At 53.0% G+C, this 19,244-nt stretch carries 21 protein-coding genes and 1 pseudogene; 12 read left to right on the top strand and 10 right to left on the bottom strand.

Annotated features, from left to right (window positions below; translation table 11 throughout):
• Positions 1-162: 162 nt before the first annotated feature.
• The gene (locus HZU72_RS01395; protein ID WP_180089883.1) at positions 163-786 is read left to right on the top strand and encodes a TetR family transcriptional regulator; all 624 of its coding nucleotides are present in this window, start codon (positions 163-165) and stop codon (positions 784-786) included.
• Between the two features lie 101 nt (positions 787-887).
• Here the strand turns inward: HZU72_RS01395 and HZU72_RS01390 are convergent, their stop codons facing one another.
• The 3 genes from HZU72_RS01390 to HZU72_RS01380 are packed head-to-tail and all read right to left on the bottom strand — an operon-like array spanning position 888 to position 4,149.
• Positions 888-1,790, bottom strand: coding sequence for an amino acid ABC transporter substrate-binding protein (locus HZU72_RS01390; protein ID WP_235975885.1), 903 nt, complete (start codon positions 1,788-1,790; stop codon positions 888-890).
• 12 nt (positions 1,791-1,802) lie between these two features.
• Positions 1,803-2,696, bottom strand: coding sequence for an amino acid ABC transporter substrate-binding protein (locus HZU72_RS01385; RefSeq protein ID WP_180089881.1), 894 nt, complete (start codon positions 2,694-2,696; stop codon positions 1,803-1,805).
• A gap of 10 nt (positions 2,697-2,706) precedes the next feature.
• Positions 2,707-4,149 carry a diguanylate cyclase domain-containing protein gene (locus HZU72_RS01380; RefSeq protein ID WP_180089879.1) on the bottom strand — a complete coding sequence of 481 codons (1,443 nt, stop codon included), beginning with the start codon at positions 4,147-4,149 and terminating at the stop codon, positions 2,707-2,709.
• A 276-nt stretch (positions 4,150-4,425) separates the two neighbouring features.
• Here HZU72_RS01380 and codB point away from each other — a divergent pair, with 276 nt between their 5' ends.
• From codB to HZU72_RS01365, 3 genes are all read left to right on the top strand, one after another.
• Positions 4,426-5,691 (top strand): cytosine permease, encoded by a 1,266-nt coding sequence (gene codB, locus HZU72_RS01375; protein ID WP_180089872.1) that lies wholly within the window; start codon positions 4,426-4,428, stop codon positions 5,689-5,691.
• Positions 5,692-5,706: 15 nt separating this feature from the next.
• On the top strand, positions 5,707-6,960 hold the full coding sequence (gene codA / locus HZU72_RS01370) for a cytosine deaminase (protein ID WP_180089870.1): 1,254 nt from the start codon (positions 5,707-5,709) through the stop codon (positions 6,958-6,960).
• A gap of 90 nt (positions 6,961-7,050) precedes the next feature.
• On the top strand, positions 7,051-7,527 hold the full coding sequence (locus tag HZU72_RS01365; protein ID WP_180089868.1) for a YbaK/EbsC family protein: 477 nt from the start codon (positions 7,051-7,053) through the stop codon (positions 7,525-7,527).
• A gap of 21 nt (positions 7,528-7,548) precedes the next feature.
• Here the strand turns inward: HZU72_RS01365 and HZU72_RS01360 are convergent, their stop codons facing one another.
• Positions 7,549-7,998 (bottom strand): GNAT family N-acetyltransferase, encoded by a 450-nt coding sequence (locus tag HZU72_RS01360; RefSeq protein WP_180089866.1) that lies wholly within the window; start codon positions 7,996-7,998, stop codon positions 7,549-7,551.
• Positions 7,999-8,090: 92 nt separating this feature from the next.
• Here HZU72_RS01360 and HZU72_RS01355 point away from each other — a divergent pair.
• From HZU72_RS01355 to HZU72_RS01340, 4 genes and pseudogenes are all read left to right on the top strand, one after another.
• Positions 8,091-8,969, top strand: a pseudogene (locus tag HZU72_RS01355) (aminotransferase-like domain-containing protein); the annotation flags it as partial.
• A gap of 312 nt (positions 8,970-9,281) precedes the next feature.
• Positions 9,282-9,965 (top strand): phosphatidylcholine synthase, encoded by a 684-nt coding sequence (pcsA, locus tag HZU72_RS01350; protein WP_371829531.1) that lies wholly within the window; start codon positions 9,282-9,284, stop codon positions 9,963-9,965.
• A gap of 14 nt (positions 9,966-9,979) precedes the next feature.
• Positions 9,980-10,582 carry a DNA-3-methyladenine glycosylase I gene (locus tag HZU72_RS01345; protein WP_180089862.1) on the top strand — a complete coding sequence of 201 codons (603 nt, stop codon included), beginning with the start codon at positions 9,980-9,982 and terminating at the stop codon, positions 10,580-10,582.
• 21 nt (positions 10,583-10,603) lie between these two features.
• Positions 10,604-11,008, top strand: a complete 405-nt coding sequence (locus HZU72_RS01340) for a VOC family protein (protein WP_180089860.1) — start codon at positions 10,604-10,606, stop codon at positions 11,006-11,008.
• 8 nt (positions 11,009-11,016) lie between these two features.
• Here HZU72_RS01340 and HZU72_RS01335 read toward each other — a convergent pair whose 3' ends face one another.
• Both HZU72_RS01335 and HZU72_RS01330 read right to left on the bottom strand, forming a co-directional pair.
• The gene (locus HZU72_RS01335) at positions 11,017-11,973 is read right to left on the bottom strand and encodes a zinc-dependent alcohol dehydrogenase family protein (protein ID WP_180089858.1); all 957 of its coding nucleotides are present in this window, start codon (positions 11,971-11,973) and stop codon (positions 11,017-11,019) included.
• 95 nt (positions 11,974-12,068) lie between these two features.
• A complete protein-coding gene (locus HZU72_RS01330) occupies positions 12,069-13,511 on the bottom strand; it encodes an aminotransferase-like domain-containing protein (RefSeq protein ID WP_180089856.1) in 1,443 nt (480 codons plus the stop codon).
• 166 nt (positions 13,512-13,677) lie between these two features.
• Between HZU72_RS01330 and HZU72_RS01325 the strand changes: the two genes are divergently transcribed.
• Positions 13,678-13,890, top strand: coding sequence for a YjiS-like domain-containing protein (locus HZU72_RS01325; protein ID WP_180089854.1), 213 nt, complete (start codon positions 13,678-13,680; stop codon positions 13,888-13,890).
• Entirely contained in the window at positions 13,877-14,749 is an 873-nt protein-coding gene (locus tag HZU72_RS01320; RefSeq protein WP_180089852.1) for a PhzF family phenazine biosynthesis protein, read from the top strand. Before HZU72_RS01325 ends, HZU72_RS01320 begins: the two co-directional genes overlap by 14 nt.
• 79 nt (positions 14,750-14,828) lie before the next feature.
• On the opposite strand, the gene HZU72_RS01315 is transcribed toward HZU72_RS01320, so the two are convergent.
• The 4 genes from HZU72_RS01315 to HZU72_RS01300 all read right to left on the bottom strand — a co-directional run bounded on the left by HZU72_RS01315 (position 14,829) and on the right by HZU72_RS01300 (position 17,357).
• The gene (locus HZU72_RS01315) at positions 14,829-15,227 is read right to left on the bottom strand and encodes an Hsp20/alpha crystallin family protein (RefSeq protein ID WP_180089850.1); all 399 of its coding nucleotides are present in this window, start codon (positions 15,225-15,227) and stop codon (positions 14,829-14,831) included.
• Positions 15,228-15,264: 37 nt separating this feature from the next.
• Positions 15,265-15,726, bottom strand: a complete 462-nt coding sequence (locus HZU72_RS01310) for an Hsp20/alpha crystallin family protein (RefSeq protein WP_180089848.1) — start codon at positions 15,724-15,726, stop codon at positions 15,265-15,267.
• Positions 15,727-15,915: 189 nt separating this feature from the next.
• Entirely contained in the window at positions 15,916-16,191 is a 276-nt protein-coding gene (locus tag HZU72_RS01305; RefSeq protein WP_180090141.1) for a PAAR domain-containing protein, read from the bottom strand.
• A gap of 113 nt (positions 16,192-16,304) precedes the next feature.
• Positions 16,305-17,357 carry a class I fructose-bisphosphate aldolase gene (locus tag HZU72_RS01300; protein WP_180089846.1) on the bottom strand — a complete coding sequence of 351 codons (1,053 nt, stop codon included), beginning with the start codon at positions 17,355-17,357 and terminating at the stop codon, positions 16,305-16,307.
• A 321-nt stretch (positions 17,358-17,678) separates the two neighbouring features.
• Here HZU72_RS01300 and HZU72_RS24100 point away from each other — a divergent pair, with 321 nt between their 5' ends.
• Together HZU72_RS24100 and HZU72_RS01290 are read left to right on the top strand one after the other, a co-directional pair.
• A complete protein-coding gene (locus HZU72_RS24100) occupies positions 17,679-18,422 on the top strand; it encodes an iron chelate uptake ABC transporter family permease subunit (RefSeq protein ID WP_328735687.1) in 744 nt (247 codons plus the stop codon).
• Positions 18,353-19,243, top strand: coding sequence for an ABC transporter substrate-binding protein (locus HZU72_RS01290; protein WP_180089406.1), 891 nt, complete (start codon positions 18,353-18,355; stop codon positions 19,241-19,243). The genes HZU72_RS24100 and HZU72_RS01290 overlap by 70 nt, the downstream gene beginning before the upstream one ends.
• Position 19,244: the final 1 nt, after the last annotated feature.

The following is a 19,244-nucleotide window of genomic DNA, read 5'->3' as shown; positions in this document are numbered from 1 at the left end:
GGTCAGTGAGGATTTTTAAACCTGCACTCAGAACACAAGTTGAATAATATAGTCACTTCACTGACATTCATGAATGTCAGTGAAGTGTATAATAATCACCCACCCGCGACTTTGCTATCCATCACTGCCAAAATACCGCTTATTTTAATAATAGGAGCCGCTATGTCCCGTCGTAAGGCCGACGCCGAACGTACCCGAGAAATCATTCTGGACGCGGCAGAGACCACCTTTTTAGCCCAAGGCGTTTCGCGTACCACCTTGGCGCACATCGCCCAGGCAGCAGGCGTGACACGTGGAGCCATTTATTGGCACTTTGAAGACAAAGCTGCATTGTTCGATGCACTCTTGGAACGCGTGCGCGTCCCTCTGGATGAAATTGTCGATGAGGTAGTGGAGCGCCTAGGCTCAGCACCGGCAGACTGCTTGCGCGACATTGCTCTGCGCTCGCTGGCAGCCATTTCCCACGACCTGCCACTGCAGCGGGCAGCCACCATCGTGTTGCATCGCTGCGAGAAACTGGAAGAGGAACACCCGCGGATTTGTATGATCACTCGACTCTCTGAGCACGCAGAGGCGCGAGTAGAGCAATTGTTTGAACAGGCCCAAGTAGCCGGCACTTTACGCGCTGACCTAACCCCAGCCAGCGCCCGACGCCAATTTCATGGCTTTTTGATTGGCGTATGTTTCGACTGGCTGCAGGATCCCCAGCAGCATTCTCTGGCGGATGAGAGCAGCGGCATCGTGGAAACGTTAATGCGTGGTCTATTTAACACTCAAACCGTATGAGTCTGAACCCAATCTTAAAGCGCTGATAACTATAGGCATTTAAAACACTATTTCAGCCCAATTGAGAGGAGGTATTTTCTCCCTACTGACTCTTAATACGCTTAATCCACATCCAACTCGCGAGGGGCGATAAAGTGTTCAGCCAAGACGGCACTCATTGGTACATTAAGCGTAATGTCTTTGCCAGGAAGAGGTTGCTGAAACCATCGTTCGTAAAGCAACGGCATTTCCGGACTGGTATAAATATGTTGGAGGGCCTTATTTACCTCTGCTGCAAAGGCATCGTCACCCAATTGCATTAAAAACCCGAGAGGCTCTATCGACGTAATGGCTTCTTCGGAAAGCATGTACACGTCAGGGTGATCGGACTCAGCAATCATTGTGCTCAGTAATACATCATCCATCGCAAAAGCCGCTACACGTCCATCAGCAACTAAATCAAACGCTTCCTGCAATGTATCTACGGGCACCACCGATAAATTCAGTTGACGTTCTCGATTTACCTGATTGATCTGGCTGACATTGACGGTGCCACGCGCCACGCTCACGCTACGCCCGGCCAAGTCCTCCAAGGTGGTAAAGCCATTTGCCTTCAGGGCCACATAACGCGCCGAGACAAAGAAATGGCTAAGCGCAAACTGCGCGCTCTGCCGCCGCTGTTGTGTATTAGTACTGGCATTACACTCAATATCGATATCGCCGCTATTGAGCAGTTGCACCCGGTTACTGGGTGTACGGTACACATAGGCTATCTCAAGAGAAGGCAGACCTAATTGCACTTGCAGCTGTTTCGCTAAGCGTTGGCAAATATCGATAGAGTAACCAACGACGTTACCCTGATTATCTAAATAAGAGAATGGCGCTGTATCCCCATAGCCAACCCTTAACACTCCGGTTGCTTCTATGCGTTCAAGCGAATCGATAGGTGTCGTTGCATGTGCTGCCTCTCCACCAGACATCATTACCAGCAAACTACACCACCCAAGCAATAAACTTCGGCGCATAACACACCTCCTCTACTCTATGTACTGCTCAGGATTGGCGAAAATAGCGGCAAGCGCTGGCGCTAGCGGCAAGTTCAATACTCGGTTATCGGGAGGGAGCGGCTGCAAAAACCATTTTTCATAAAGAGTGTGAATAGTTTCGCTCTGATAAATGTTACGCAGCTCCTTATTGACCAGCTCAACAAAAACAGGATCATCAGGCGGCATCATTAAGCCATAGGGCTCGGCACTACTCAGTGTTGCTTGGGAAATATGAAAAGCGGCAGGGTCAGCGGCAGACGAAACCAAACCAGCTAACAAAATATCATCCATCACAAACGCGGAAGCCTGTCCTGAAGCCACCATATCAAATGCTTCTTCATGATTACGGCTTAGCATTACCGCTATAGTTAGCTCCTCGGTGCGATTGAGTTCGTTGAGCTGGGCAATATTGATAGTGCCTGTTGTTGATACCACGCTGCGGCCCGCCAAATCCTGCAAACTGTCCATATGCTGCTCGGCGAGGGATACATAGCGCGTTTCGGTCAGAAAATGAGGATATGAAAAAGCGGCTTGACGGCGGCGCTCAGGGGTATTGGTGGTCACTCCACACGCGATATCCACTTCACCATTACGTACTAATATGAACCGATTTGCAGGCGTTACCGGCACATAAGTTACCTTGAGATCACCTAAGCCTAATGTTTTCTCCAGACCTTCGATGACGTTTAAGCACAGGTCGATCGCATAGCCTATTGGCTGGTCGTTGACTAGGTAGGAGAAAGGGACTTCGCTGGTACGATGGCCAATAGCAATCTCACCAGCAGACGCAATACGCGACAACGTCGGCGAGGAGGCGATCTCCTCACTAGCAGTGACATCTTGCCACATAACACTAGTCATTAATAACGCTACTAGCCACTTCATAGGCTTACCTTTATTCGATGATCCCGGAACCCATTGTCATCCCTGCGGCATAGAGCATATAGCGGTCGCGCCCTTGCGCCTTGGCCGCATAGAGCGCCAGATCTGCGTGACGTAGCAGATCGTGGCTATTGCGGCCATCCGCGGGCGCGGTTGCAATGCCAACACTCACTCCAATGTTAATTTCCTGATTATTAAACTGATACGGTTCACGTAGAGTAGACACAATCGCTTCTGCCAGTACTTTTGCCTCACTGGCAGCACTACGCACAACGCCTTGAATGATGGCAAACTCATCGCCGCCTAGGCGCGCCACCAAATCATTGTCGGTCAGTAGCCTCTGTACCCGCTGACTGACTTCAACTAACAGAGCGTCACCCGCCGCGTGGCCCAGGCTATCGTTAACTGCTTTAAAATGGTCAAGATCAAACAGCATGACATTAAATACGTCGCCTTGAAGCAGTGAGTGCACAGCGGTTTTTAAAGCATTATTTAATTGCACGCGGTTGGGCAATTTGGTCAGCTCATCATGATGAGCAAGATGCTGAAAGCGGAGAGCTTCGTCTTTAACTTCAAGTAAGTGCTCACGCTCAATGACTTTCTTACGAAGCGCATCTATGGCCTTTGCCATCCGGCCAATTTCATCGTTACGGTCAGTATAAGGCGTGCTGTCAGCGGTCTGGTTTTTAGCGATTTCGGTGAGCGATCTAATTAATATCGGCACAGGTGTAAATAACTGACGCATCAAAATAGTGACTAGCAGGGCTGTTGCGACCAATACCACCAGTAGCGCTACAAATGCTTTACTGATCAGATCATTACGCATCTGATACAGCCCATCTTTCTGGCCTATAGTGGCTACCAGCACGCCTAACAGTTGACCATCAGGAGTAACAATGGGCAGCGAACTAATGAAGTGCTCTTCATTGCCAATGCTGGCAAATCCAACATAAAAATCAACGGCATCCGCTTTTGTTTGCCATGTATCTACCGCCAAGTTGGCAGGTGAGTCTGATGGTGTATTAAGCGCATCTGCCACTACGGTGAGAGAACCTTCTGATGTCTTAGTGAACAGCCATACATTGTTACGTGTTTGTGCACTTGCTAACGCTAATACATCAATCGGGCTAAACCCAGTTTCCAGAACCGACTCTTCATCGCCAATCGGGCGCTGGGAAATGATATGCGTGACTTGACCCGTGCCATCTGTCTGAACCGCCACGGACGTGTAAATACGCCTAATAGTCGCGCTCACTATCTGGGCATTCACCTGCGCTTCGCGCAACCACTGCTCCCGAGCTCCACGTTCAACCATAAAAAAACCCGACAGCGCCCCCGTTAAATACGCAAACAGCACACCCATCAGCATAAACATCACCACCTTACCCACCAGGGTATGATGCCAACGAAGTCTAGCCGAAGGCAGTGAAGCACTCCTATGCTGGGGTTCTGGCATCTACTCCGGTTCCTTCAAGGTTATAGCTGCAGCGGGCGTATCTGGGCGTAATCGCAATAAGCGACCATTGCTTTAACAAACAAGCTTTTTTGACCACTATTTCATTCGACAAACGTACACAAACAATTAGGTTTTATTTACTAAAGTATCATTAAAATGAGTTGGCATGTCTTAAAAAAATAACAAGCGTAATCATTCTTATTGACCTACTCTTTTGGCATATCTCTTGCTTTATAAATAGCTAACAGGTTCGCTGATTTATATTAGGAGAGCGTGATGCATCATTCTGACTATCCACTCAGTGAAGTCCCTAGCAGCGCCCGAAAGGGCCTATTATCTACCTCGGCAGTACTGCTTGGGTTTACGTTTTTCACTGCCACCATGTGGGCGGGCGGCACGTTAGGCCAAGCCTTTCCGGTTGGCCAACTGCTATGGATCATAGTGATTGGCAACTTGCTGCTGGGGATGTATGCGGCAGCCCTCGCCTATATTGCTTGTAAAAGCGGGCTCAATTCGGTGCTGATGGGGCGCTTCTGCTTCGGCGAAAAAGGCAGCAAACTCTCCGACTTTATTCTCGGTTTTACCCAGATCGGCTGGTACGCCTGGGGCACTGCCACGATTGCCTTAGTGTTAGTACGCACCACCGGGATGCCTGAATGGCTGGAAATCCCCTTAATGGTGCTATTTGGGTTTGGTTTCTGCGTGACCGCCATGATTGGCTATAAAGGTATGGACTGGCTGTCGCGCTTTGCTGTCCCCGCCATGATGCTGTTTATCGTCATCAGCCTGTTTACCGGCCTGGTGGATGTGCGCGGCTTTGCGGGACTAAGCCAGCAAACACCCACGGAAAGCATGAGCATAGCAGCGGCGATTACCGTGATTATCGGTACCTTTATTAGTGGCGGCACTCAAGCGACTAACTGGAGCCGCTTCGCCAAAACGCCGAAAATTGCCGTGATCGCGACCCTGGCGGCCTTTTTTGTCGGTAACGGCTTAATGGTGCTGACCGGTGCACTTGGCACCATGATTTACCAGCAGGCGGATATCGTGGATGTATTGATCGCTCAGGGCTTTGTCACCATCGCCGTGCTGATGCTGTTCCTGAATATCTGGACGACTCAGGACAACACTATCTACAACTTCGCCGTGGCGGGCTGCAATTTGCTGCGCACCGAAAAGCGTCGTTTGGTCACTGTGGGCGGCGCGGCGATTGGCACGGTGCTGGCGGAAGGCGGCATGTATAACCTACTCATCCCATTTCTGGTGTTACTCGGCACCTTTATACCGCCCATGGGCGGAGTGATCATGGCGGACTTTTGGCTTAAGCATAAAGGCCGCTACCCTGCGCTTGCATCCGCTACATTGCCCGATTTCAATCGTCGCGGGTTAGCTGCCTATGCCATCGGTGCAGGCGCGGCTTACTTTTCCCCGTTACTCCCCCCACTGGTGGGTGTGGCGGTGGCAGCAGGCAGCTACGCCGTGCTGCTTCGTTTAAACCACGCTACGCTGAGCGATACACTCCCTTCTACTGCTAAACAATAAGCGAGCCCTTTTTATATGCCCATGCAGATCATTAATGCCCGCCTTCGCCAGCGCCCCGAGCTTTACCGACTTGAGATTGAGAACGACACGTTCACCGCAATTACCGTGCAAGATGCCCCGCAAACCGCAATCGAGGGGCAGATTGATGCGGGCGCCAAGCTCATTTGTTCACCCTTTATTGAACCACACATTCATCTAGACGCCGCCCTTACCGCGGGTGAGCCCAGCTGGAACCAGAGCGGCACGCTGTTTGAAGGCATTGAGCGCTGGGGCGAACGCAAGCCCATGCTCACCGAAGCGGATATTCGCGAACGCGCGCTTAAAACCCTAAACCTGCTAATCGGCAACGGCGTTCAGTTTGTGCGCACCCACGCCGATACCAGCGACCCTAGCCTGGTTGGGCTTAAAACCCTGTGCGCCTTGCGCGATGAATTGAAAGATAAAATTGATATTCAGGTAGTCGCCTTCCCTCAAGATGGCCTGCTCTCTTACCCAGGCGGAGATCGGCTGATGGAGGAGGCACTAGAGATCGGCGCCGATGTGGTAGGCGGCATTCCCCACTTCGAATACACCCGCGAGCTGGGCGTGGCCTCCATGAAGCGAGTGATCGAATTGGCGATCAAGTACGACCGCCTGGTGGATGTGCACTGTGACGAGATTGACGACCCCAACTCGCGCTTTCTCGAAGTACTGGCCTGCGAGGCGCTGTTTAATGATTTGGGTAGCCGCGTTACCGCCAGCCACACCACGGCAATGCACTCTTACGACAACGCCTACTGCTCCAAGCTATTTCTGCTGCTAAAACGCTCGGGTATTAATTTTATCTCCTGCCCTACCGAAAGCATCCACCTACAGGGGCGCTTTGATACCTACCCGAAACGGCGCGGCGTGACGCGCGTCAAAGAGCTCAACGCAGCAGGCATTAACGTTTGCTTTGCCGAGGACTCCATCTTCGACCCCTGGTACTCCTTGGGTAACGGCAAGCTGTTGCGAACGCTGGATTTTGGCCTGCATATCTGCCAAATGATGGGCTATAAGGACTTCAGTCAGGCACTTTCACTGATTACCGACAACAGCGCCCGCACGCTCAATATTGAAAAGCGTTACGGCATCGAGGTCGGCAAACCCGCCAGCTTCAACCTGTTGGATGGCGAGGATGACTACAGCGTGCTGCGCACCCAAGGCGAAGTGCTGCTTTCCGTACGCCACGGCGAGATCATCATGCAGCGTGAGCCTGCCAAAATCACCACGCCTCAGTGGCTTAGCTAATCCGCCAAAGGCACGTTAGATTAGTCATTGAACCGTCTAATATTACCGACGAATGTTAATGCCGACTGTTAATAATCAGGAGAATCCAAAATGGGCATCGAAACCGTTCGCCAGTTTTTTGCCGAGCACGCGACGGATGTAAACATCGAAGAACTTGAAACCAGTACTGCCACGGTACAACTTGCCGCTGATGCCCATGGCGTAGCACCAGGTCAAATTGCCAAAACCCTAGCGTTCAAAGTCGGTGAAAAACCGCTACTCATTGTGGCCAGTGGCGATGTGCGTATCGACAACCGCAAAATTCGCGATACCTTCGGCGGCAAGGCCAAAATGCTCGACGCCGAAACGGTGATGGAACTCACCAGCCACCCGGTTGGCGGCGTTTGCCCCTTTGGCCTCGCCACCGACCTGCCGGTTTACTGCGATGAATCGCTCCACGCCTATGACGAAGTGCTGCCCGCCGCTGGTTCGCCCACAAGCGCTGTACGCCTAAGCCCCAAGCGTTTGGCAGAGCTAGTCAATGCCGAATGGGTGGATGTGTGTAAGTTGCCAGAAAATGCCACTTAAGCACGCATCTATAACCTTTTATTATTTAACGTCCAGTAAATAGCCGTAAAAAGCGGTGTTGCGCTGCCAGCCCAATGATTCATAAAGGTGCTGGGCGCGCTCGTTCTCAACCTGGGTCATTAGTATCAAACGTGAGACGCCGTGGTCATGGGCGAGCTGGGTAGCGGCCTCCATTAGTGCTCTGCCGGTGCCTTTATCGCGACACTGCGGTAGCACAAAGAGATCGTTTAGCGTCCAGCGAGCATTTAAGCCCACCGTGGAAACACCTGGGTAGAGCTGCACAAAACCGGTGAGCATGCCTTCGCAATTCTCGCTAACCAGAATGAATGAATCCCCTAGCCCCATGCGCTGATCTAAAAAATCACGCGCCGCTTGAATATTACTCGGCTGCTTATAAAACTGACGATAGCCATCAAGTAATGCGCTAAGAGGCTCTAAGTCATTGAGTACCGCCGAACGAACATTAACCATAACGACTGCTCCCTTTGGATGGTTATTCAACACAGCTTGCCGCTATAGTGGTCTACGATAAAGAGCCACTTATCGCTAAATTAAGGGAACCAGTGAAAAGACGTGACGCTGCCAGCGACTGGATTGCGGAGGCGCTAGCGCTAAGGCTAACTGCGAATGAAGCAGCCACGCTTGTTCAGCAGCTTTACTGCTCGCTTAAGGAGTGGATTCAACATGGTGAGCTAACGGCTGGCGATGCGCTTCCCTCTTCCCGCTACTTGGCTCGCGCTTTGGGTATTAGCCGTAATACGGTGCTGGCCACCATGGATCGGCTACTGGCGGAAGGGTTACTGATTGCCCGCCAAGGAGCAGGGCTCTATGTGGCAAACCTCCCCGCGCTGTTAACCCGAGCCGAGCTTCCACCACCTTTGCCTGTTCGCTTCTCAAGCCGGGGTAACAAGCTATTAACACTAAGCGGAACGTTGAGCCACGGTCATCGCGCCTTCGCCCCTGGCGTCCCGGCGCTCGACCTGTTTCCCCACGAGCAGTGGCAGCGCCTTCTACGGCGTCACTATTATCACGCGGAAATGGCATGGATGGATTATCAAACCAGCGGTGGTCTACCTGTACTCAAAGCGGCTCTTTGTGACTATCTAAGGCTCTCTCGCGCGGTGCGTTGCCAGCCAGAACAGATTGTGATTACCCAAGGAGCCCAGCAGGCGTTTGAACTGATTACCCAACTACTCACCGATCATGGGGATTCGGTTTGGATGGAGGAGCCGGGTTACGGTGGCGCCCAGGCCTGTTTTCTGGCGTCGGGATTAACGGTAACGCCCATCCCCGTCGATAAAGAAGGGTTAAACCCGTCACTTGCCCCGGAGAATGCGCCAGCACCTCGACTAATTTACGTAACACCCTCCCACCAATATCCCAGCGGCGTTACCATGCCAGTGAAGCGGGCATTACGCTTTCTCCACTTTCCCGCTATTACCTTTCCGAGAATCAGCGCCCTGGGTTAGTGCTCGGCTATGCGGGCTCGACTGAAAGCGAACTAATAAACGCAGGTGAGTGGTTAAGTGAGGCATGGCAGTGTTTGCACCATTAGTGGATGCGTAGCGTGTGAAGCCCGGTATCAATCACGTCATCACAGAATATGCTTCCGACATATTCTCTGGAAGCATTCTTGTAGTAGTGTATCTTTCTTTACAGGCTTATTTATAAATTCAATTTAAAGGGGACCACACGTTCCCAATGGGGTTAATGTGGTTCAATTACTCACTTCGCACACAGAATCCCGCGCCTCGATATGGAAGGCATGGAGCGTGCACATATTTACCGCCAGCGGTGTGCTGCTCGGTACGATGGCGCTGCTCGCATTGGTCGACGATAACCCGGTAGCCTGCCTCCTCTGGCTAGGCGCCGCGATGATGATCGATGGAATCGATGGCACCCTGGCCCGCAAGTATGAAGTAAAGGCCATATTGCCCCATTTCGATGGTTCAACCCTCGATATGGTCATCGATTACCTCACCTGGGCCTTTATCCCCGCCCTATTTATCTATTACTTTATTGCATTACCGCCCTATTTAGGGCTGCTATCCGTATTTATCATTCTGCTGTCATCGATGTTCTGTTTCTGCAATGTTGATATGAAAAGCCAGGATAATTACTTCGTTGGCTTTCCTGCCGCCTGGAATATCGCCGCAGCTTATTTCTATATTCTCGATTTCCCGCCTTTTATCACCTTTGCCGCTATCACCTTTCTGGCCATCCTCACCGTGACTAATATGAAATTCCTTCACCCCTTTCGGGTGCGCCAGTTCATGCCGCTCAATATCACCGTCACACTCGTGTGGTGCGCATGTACAACATCGTTAGTACTCTCCAGCCCCGAGCACGCCGCCTGGGCATTATGGGGGTGGGGGATTACATCGGTTTATTTCATCGGCATATGCCTGTGGCGTACTGCCCAAGAGTGGTTAAATTAATAGGTGAGCAGTTGATGGACAACGACTTTATCGCCCCCGATGGGCATCCCCGTTGCAAGTGGTGTGGAGGCGCGGCAGAATTTCTGCCCTATCACGATAATGAGTGGGGCTTCCCGGTAGACGATGATCAGCGGCTATTCGAGAAGCTCTGCTTAGAGAGCTTTCAATCGGGCTTAAGCTGGCGCACGATTCTTAATAAACGCGACAACTTTCGCGCCGCTTTTCACCACTTCGACTTCCATCAAGTCGCCAGCTTTAATGAAGATGATGTGCAGCGTTTGCTCCAAGATGCAGGCATTATTCGCCACCGTGGAAAAATCGAAGCGACCATCAACAACGCCCAACGTGCAAAGGAAATGGTTGAGCAGGAAGGCTCTTTGGCCGCTTTTTTCTGGCGCTATGAGCCGACCGAATTAGCGACACCACAGACTCAGACCACCTCGCCCGAATCCGTAGCAATGGCGAAAGAACTGAAAAAGCGCGGCTGGAAATTTTTCGGTCCCACCACCGCTTTTGCCTTTATGCAGGCCATGGGGCTGCTCAACGACCACTCGCTGGGCTGCATTACACGCGAACGCGTAGAGCAATCGCGGCAGCAGTTTCAGAGACCCGGCTAAAGCTATTTATTAGGAGCGCCCATGAAGCCGAAAATCAGTCTGATCACCCTTGGTGTACATGACCTGCAACGCGCCATCCGTTTTTATCGTGAAGGCTTGGGCCTGCCAGAGCATGAAACGGACAGCGATGAAGTCGCCTTTTTCAAAATGGAAGGGGCCTGGCTATCACTTTTCCCACGTGAAGCGCTGTCCAGAGACATCGGCATTTCTGATGATGCACCGAGCGGTTTCAGCGGTATAACGTTGGCTCATAATGTCGCCAGCCAAGCGGCTGTTGACCAAGTGCTTGAACAAGCAGTTGCCGCCGGTGCAGAGCTTATAAAACCTGGGAAAGAAGTGTTCTGGGGCGGTTATTCCGGTTACTTTCGCGACCCAGAAGGTCATTACTGGGAAGTCGCTTACAATCCGTTTATGGATCTGACATAAAGCAGCTTTCATTGCCCAAGAGTGGACAAGTCCAGAAGCACCTTCTGGCCACTCGGGCAAAGCGCCCTCTCGACAGCTTGCCGCCAGTACTGACCTGGAAACACTTGATAACCTGGCATCGCTGACTGGTCTAAAAGCTCCCAGATAGCCAAGAATTTTTGCTGCCAAACTTCCGCGGACATCCTGGACAAAGGGTCGCGCAAATGAAACTTCCTATAGAGAGCACTGGGTTTCGAATCCACTTGAATCGCCTGCCCCGTCAATAACCCGTAGGCGATAAACGTCGTTCCCGGCGCCATGAGTTGCAAGATTTTCGCCGCAACTGGCCCCCCTAAAGCATCGAACACCACATCCGACTCGCGGGCCACACGCGAGATCAGGGGCATATCCTGAATCGAGACCGGGTTGATACCGAGCTGTTCCAGGCGGGCAACTCGACTCTCGGAGCGGTATATGCCGACAACCTCCCTGGCACCGTGCTGATACGCCCACGCCCCAAGATAGTCAGCGCAATTGGAACCCGCTCCACTGAGAAGAACACGCTTTCCCTCGACAGGCCAAATCCCAAGCATGGTCAGGGCAGCCAAGGGATTAATGTAGGCCCGTGCGGAAACGGCGTCAGAAATGGTATCGGGGACGGGTACTGCGAGTGCCGCATCACAATCTAGAATCGTCTGCCAAGTGCCATCGCCTTGTAATGGGAGCACTCGCTTTCCGATCAGAGAGGCATGCTGTCTAGGTGCATCAATAACACGCCCCACCCCTTCGTAGCCGGCGACCGCGGGAAGCGTTATACGGTGCGAGTAAGCACCGCTGATGGGAATCAGATCAGACGGGTTCACTGGAGCACATAACATCTTCACCCTGAGCTTGCTCTGGCCCAAGCGTGGAACTTCCGAGGTTTCCAAGTTCAATGTTTCAAGCGGCCTTCCGAATGATCGGTAGATCAGAGAATGACGACGCATGGGTACCTCGAAAACTGAGGGTTCTCTACCAACAGACCGTGATACACCTTCCTCTTCATACGACTTTTAATTCCTTTATAAATGGGCGTGCCTGACTATTCTAAATTCACCGCATGCGCCTGAGCTTCTTCCACCATTTCAGTGGCAATTTCTCCCACGGTGCGCACGGCGTCTTCGATGGCAGGGGTTAGCGTAAACGCATAATTTAGACGCAGACATTGGCGAAATTTACCCGAGGCGGAAAACAGCGACCCCGGCGCCACGTGGATAGCATGCTGCGCCAAGCGTTGGTTAAGGCGTACGCAGTCCACGGCGGCGGGTAGCTCTATCCATAGCAAAAAACTGCCTTCGGGGTAGCTGATTCCCGCGCCCTTGGGGAAGTAGCGCTGAACCCAACTGATCATGATATCGCGCTGGCGCTGATATTGGCGGGTGGCGTAACGGATGTGGCGCTCGTAGTGCCCTTTGGCGACGAATTCCGCCACTGCCAGCTGCGGCAGCGTGGCTGAAGCACCGGTGGAGACATACTTCATATGCAGTGCCTGATCACGGTAGCGCCCTGGCGCCAGCCAACCCACCCGTAACCCAGGCCCCACGGTTTTAGAAAAGCCACTGCACAGCATCACGCGACCGTCGTCATCGAAGGATTTCACGGTGCGCGGTCTTGGCAGGCTAAATGACAAGTCGCCGTAGATATCGTCTTCGATAATGGCCACATCGAAGCGTTGAGCAAGCTGAAAAAGCGCCCGCTTGCGTGCTTCAGGCATGGTGTAACCCAGCGGGTTGTTGTAGGTGGGCGTGACCTGTATCGCGCGGATTGGCCACTGCTCTAACGCTAGCTCCAGGGCCTCCAGACTGATGCCGGTTTGTGGGTCGGTGGGTATCTCCAGCGCTTTTAAGCCGTTGGCCTTGAGTATCTGCATGGTGCCGTAAAAGCTGGGCGAATCGACAGCCACCACATCACCCGGCTGGGTTAGCGTGCGCAGTGCAATCGAGAGTGCCTCCTGACAGCCGGTCGTCACCATAATGTCGTCTGGGTGTAGCAAGCAACCGGAGGCAATAGCCAGCCGCGCTACCTGTTGGCGAAGCTCAGGGCTACCGTTCAACTTGTCGTAGTTGAACCCATGCAGGTCATTACTACGATGAAGGCCAGCGAGTATCTTCGACAGCGGTCGCAGCGTCTCATAATCAAAATTCGGTATGCCGCGCCCCAGAAGCAGCCGTACGTCATCACGCTGAGTGGCGACAAGCTCTAGTACTTGATCCCATTGAGAAATATCCAACGGGCGCTGCGCAGGTCGTGAGACCGACGGCAACACCGATGGCACGCGGCTAGGCAGCACGAAGTAGCCCGACTTTGGTCGAGACTCGATCAATGCAACGTCCATTAGTTGGCGGTAGGCCTCCTGAGCCGTTGAAATGCTAACGTCCAGCTCCTGGCACACCGCGCGAATAGACGGCAGCCGATCACCTACACGGTAAATACCGTGCTCGATACGCTCCCGCAAAATGCCAGCGACTTCTTCATAGCGTGTCATGACACTCATCCTCCTACACAGCCTGATAACGATACAGATACTCTAACCAGCGACCATACAGAGGTATAAAACGCCCTTCTGTATCCTAAAAACAGTAAACCCTATATCTGTATTCAAATGGTAGCACTGAGTAATCTGGTTGGGCATATAACACGGAGGATTAGCCATGCCACGCTTCAGCCTCACCCAGCTTCGTTATCAGCTAAGGTCTCAACTGCGCCAGTACCGTCACTACCGTCGTAGCCGCCGCCAGTTACTGGCGCTTGATGACAGGCTACTTGATGATATCGGCATTGACCGTATGCAGGCGCTCAAAGAGGGACATAAAGCGTTTTGGAAGCATACACCACTAGATGAGGGGCCTTATGAAAACCGCTGAGTATTACCTACTCGACGTCTTTACCGACCAGCCATTTACCGGCAACCCATTGGCGGTGTTTCTAGAGGCTGATGGGTTGGCAACCAGTACCATGCAGGCGCTGGCCAATGAGCTTAACCTTGCTGAAACGGTGTTTTTAAGTTCTGCCACTGCACCGAATCACTACCCGATGCAGATCTTTACGCCGACTCGTGAACTACCTTTTGCAGGCCACCCCACGGTAGGCACTGCGCATCTGCTAAGGGAGCTGGGTTTAGTGAACCGCGAGCAAGGCGTTGTGCTCCAGCCTCCCATCGGCGAGCTAGTGGTTAATTATGAACAAGATAGGGCAACGTTTAAGACTGCCCAACCCGCCATGATCACAGACAGCACTATTGACCGCACCACTGCCGTTGAGCTGCTGGGATTGGACATCCATCAGGTGATGGGGGATCCGGTGATTGCATCCTTCGGGCTGCCCTTTCATTTGATCGAACTCACTGACGTGGCAGCGTTAGAGAGCGTGCGTATTTCTACGACGGCTTGGGCAAGTGCTGTTATGCCTAGCAGTGCCATCCAGATTTACCTGTATGTGATTGCACAACAAGGCGGGGCAGAAACGGTAGTTCACAGCCGCATGTTTTGTATGCATGCCAGCATTTGCGAAGACCCCGCCACCGGCAGCGCTGCAGCGGCTTTAACCGGCTATTTGGCGTCACTGCAACAAGGTAACTTACAGTGCAAGATTCATCAGGGTGTTGAAATGGGGCGGCCCAGCGTTATCCATACCGCTGCCAATGGCGAGATTAAGCTCGGCCTTGTGGCGGTGGGCGGTAACGCAAAAGTGGTGGGTAAAGGCGAGTTTTACCTGGAACGATAGCCAGTCGACTCGCAAAAAAGAGTGCCCGCCATTTAGCGGACACTCGGCTTTTCGCTCAGTTTTACTCGGAGGCCAGGCTTCAGGCCGCCTGCACTTCGATACGGCGCGTGCGGTGGCTATCTTTCTTGGGCAGCGTTAGCGTCAATACGCCGTTGACGAGAGTGGCGGTAATGGCATCACTGTCCACTTCGTGACTGAGGTTAAAACGCCGCGCAAAACGCTGGCCGCGAACCTCGGCGTGCAGCGCGCTCAGCCCTTCGGGCATATTTAGTGCTATCTCACCCTCCAAGCTCAACACGTTGTTGTCGAGCTCTATTTTCAACGTTTCATTAGTAACGCCAGGCATGTCCGCCACCAGTTTGAGCGCGTTAGACTCCTCAATGATATCCACCGCTGGCAGCAGAGTTTCTTGAGAACGTTGCTCCTCGCCACGCTGTAAAAGCGGGGAGTGATTGGATGAACGAACAACGTTATTCATGATTTATCCCTCCTTATGCAAGGTTAACAAACATGATTTACGCCGCCTGAACATCAATACGCCGCGGCTTGAGCTCTTCACGTTTAGGCAACACGATCTCGAACACACCATGGGCATGGCGTGCCTCTGCCCGCTCGGCATCTAAGCCATCGGGGAGTGCAATCGCCCTTACAAACTCACCGCTGGCGCGCTCACGGCGAAATACCGGGCGCGAGCTGCCATCCTCATTGCCACTCGTCACAGAGTCTCGCTTGCCACGAAGTGTCAGCACATTGTCTTGGATATCAATGGTCAGATCAGAGTGTGCCAACCCCGCAGCAAACACATACACACGCACGGCATCATCGCTACGCGCCACATTGATCATCGGGAAACTACCCTGCGGCACCGCGCGAATATCCATCGCATTGCCATCGGGGAAGAAGCCGTCCAACAGTTGACTAAACCAGTCAAACTGCCGAGGCGAGCCGGTTTCAAAACGCTTGAGATCATCGAACATATCGAACACCTCCTACGTTAAGCAGACTGTGAGAACTGTCATAAGAGGCAGCCTCTTACGTATCCCACAGAAGCAGCCTCTACGATGTAAAAAATAGGAGCGGTCAGTCGATTTTCAAGGGTCTGGATGGCAATTTTTTGGGGATTCTTTTAACGGCCGTCAGCGCTCTATCAGTAGAGGCAGAAATCACTATTTACCTATGATGACTGTCCCCGATCCGGTTATTACGACATTACCGTGGGCAGCAACACTGCTTAGAACCGCAGTTGGTTTACCGTTGACGAGTACGGTGGGCGAAACTTCGTGGGTGATAGGACTACCACAAGCAGATTTATCGTCTAGTCTTGCGGCAGCCAACCCGTCGTAAAAAACATCAGGCGAGCCGCTTACCAACGGGTTTGTGCCGTGCCCTGGTATAGGGCACGAGGTAAGGTCAGTAATACGTGCTGCTGGCTTTCCACTTATGATATAGCTTCTTAAGCGTATGCCGTTTTAAACATTTCAATACGACGATTATTTAATATTCATCGAGTTTGCTGGTGCTCGCTTAAGGCCTACGGTTAGCCAACTGCCAGCCATTAGGCAACCGTAACGTCTTTAGCGAGATAGACATCCTGAATCGCATGCAGCAGTTCAACGCCTTCCGGCATGGGTTTTTGGAACGCCTTGCGTCCGGAAATCAAGCCCATACCACCGGCACGTTTATTGATCACCGCCGTGCGCACCGCTTCGCCGAGATCAGAGTGCCCCTTGGAGCCCCCGCCGGAATTAATCAAACCCGCGCGGCCCATAAAGCAGTTGGCAACCTGGTAGCGGGCCAAATCGATGGGGTGGTCAGTGGTTAGCTCACTGTAGACATTGTCGTGCGTATGACCAAAGCCTACTGCACGGTAACCGCCGTTGTTCTCAGGCAGTTTCTGTTTGACGATATCCGCCTTGAGGGTTGCGGCCATGTGGTTAGCTTGGCTGGTGAGGTCGGCTGCTACATGATAATCAGTGCCGTCCTGCTTGAAGGCTGGATTGCGTAAATAAGCCCACAAGACCGTTACCATTCCCAATTGGTGAGCTCGCTCGAAGGCCTCGCTAATCTCCATGATTTGCCGACGGCTCTCATGGGAGCCAAAGTAAATCGTCGCCCCCACCGCCACGCACCCCATGTCGTGGGCCTGGTCTACATCGGCAAATAGCGTCTGGTCGTATATCGCCGGATGGCTCAACGTTTCGTTATGGTTAAGCTTGAGCATCATCGGGATTTTGTGGGCATAACGCCGCGCCACCGATGACAAAACACCCAGCGTCGATGCCACGCCGTTACAACCACCTTCGAGTGCCAGCTCAACGATATTGGACGGATCGAAGTAGCGTGGGTTAGGGGCAAAAGAGGCGCCTGCCGAATGTTCAATGCCCTGATCTACCGGCAACAGGCTAAGGTAGCCAGTGCCCGCCAAACGGCCGTGATTAAACAAGCTCTGCATATTGCGCAGCACCGCTGGGCTGCGGTCGCTATCCGCCATAACACGGTCAATAAAGTCTGGGCCCGGTAGGTGCAAGCTCTCACGGGGTACGCCCTGGCATGTGTGATTAAGCAAACTATCGGCGTCACTGCCAAGCAAAGCGGCTATATCAGTCATAATGAGCTCCTTTATATTTTTATGTAACAAAAAGTAAGTGTATGCCAAAAACTGCTTAAATAAAGCGTATCGATTTAATAAAGCCTAGCGCTTCAATAGAGCATAGAGGAAGCACCACCGCAATCAGGTGGCGCTAGGTTTCCCAGCAGTTGACAAGACTACGACTAAAGGATGGAAATACAATCACGAATGAGTTTTAATCGCAAATAAGACTCCTCTTGTTTCCTTCGTTTCACATTTGAAATCACCTTTATCATGCCCGCCTCTTCGCCGCTTATTGCTCCGCTGGCATCCAGCTAACGGTGCTTTATTGTTACTCGTTTGCTGATTGTCGCAGGGTTAGCTATCGCCTTGGTCATCTCCCTGCTGGCTGATATCGCCACTGGCCCTACACACACCCCAATGGCTGATTTAATCGCGCTGATGTTTGATGCCCATGCTCAAGGCCCGATTCAGCAGGTCATTGTCTGGGCGATGACGGTACTACGCTCGGGAGATGAACACGCACGCAGCTTCGGCATTGCGGTAGAGCGTCTGCGGCTTATCTCGCTACTGCGGGTGAGCTTGCTTGCCGCTGCGGCGGTCGCGTTTGTGGGCACTATCGGTTTTATCGGGTTAGTAGGCCCGCATATGGCCCGGCTGTCGCTGGGTGAAGATCACCGATTTTACTTACCGGGCAGCGCCCTGGCGGGGACACTGGTGCTTTCGCTAGCCTCAATCGCCAGTAAAGCGCTGGTCGATGGGCTGGTGTGTTGGGCACTCGTCTCACGGGCGGACGTTTACCAGAACGTTGCTAAAGGCTTTCCTAAAACGGTGACCGACCTCGCCGGGCGCCAGGTAACGCTTTCAGCGCCGCCATCACGCCTATTCCTTACCCAGCCGCGCCAGTTCTATACACTGACCAGCCTGCTGGACAATCCGACAGAGCATCTGGCGGGCTGGGCCTATCCGCTGGCCGTGTTCGACCCCTCCATGGCCCAGCGTTTTACTACCCAGTGGCCCGCGCTTGCCCAGTTGCCTACGCTTTCACACGCGACCCCCAGCTCGATAGCGAAGCGCTACTGAACCTGGCCCCGGATCTGATGCTGTTTGATCTCTCACGTGCCAGCAGTGTTGAAGGCTCCCCTTTGGCGCGGCTACTCGACGAGTTGGATATTGCCTACCTGTTTATCGACTTTAACCGTCACCTGTTGGAAAACACAGCCAAAAGCCTGGCTCTTTTAGGCGAGGCATTAAACGCGACGCCACGGGTCAACCGTATGATATCTCTGATTGAACAGCGCTTGGCGCGTATCGACCAGGGTTTGGCAGAGCTGGAGCTAGCAGAGAATCCCTCTGAACCGCCCAGGGTACTGATCAATATCGCCCCTGGAGTAAAAGTTGACTGCTGCCGTACCAATTTAAGAAACGGGCTGGCCGACCTGGTCGCGCGGGCAGGCGGCAAGAATATCGCCGATGCTTTAACCCCCGGCGCTTCGGCGACGCTAAGCAACGAATGGGTACTGAGCCCCCCGCCCGAGGTCGTTATCAATACCGCGGGGCAGTGGGCAGCGGGGGATGGTATCAGCGTGGGGTTGGGGGTTAGCGATGCAGAGGTTGCCCAAGACCTGCGCTCGCTCAGTCAAGAACTGCCCGGCTGGCAGCATCTCGACGCCGTTCAGCAAGAGCGATTCTATGCCCTTTGGCACGGTTTCCACCAAGGCCCCCTCGCCATCGTGGCACTGGAGCGTATTACCCAGTGGCTGCACCCCGCGCTTTTTAGTGACCTCGACCCGGCCGCCACCTTCGACGCCCTGCTCCCCACCACGCCAGTACTAAGTCGCGAAGGTCACTTCTGGGGCACCCACCCTCAACGCTCAATAACGCTTGCTCACTCAACCCATTGAC

This window comes from Vreelandella sedimenti, from assembly GCF_013416325.1.
GTDB classification, from domain to species: Bacteria; Pseudomonadota; Gammaproteobacteria; order Pseudomonadales; family Halomonadaceae; genus Vreelandella; species Vreelandella sedimenti.
This window is presented reverse-complemented; position numbering and strand designations above follow the sequence as displayed.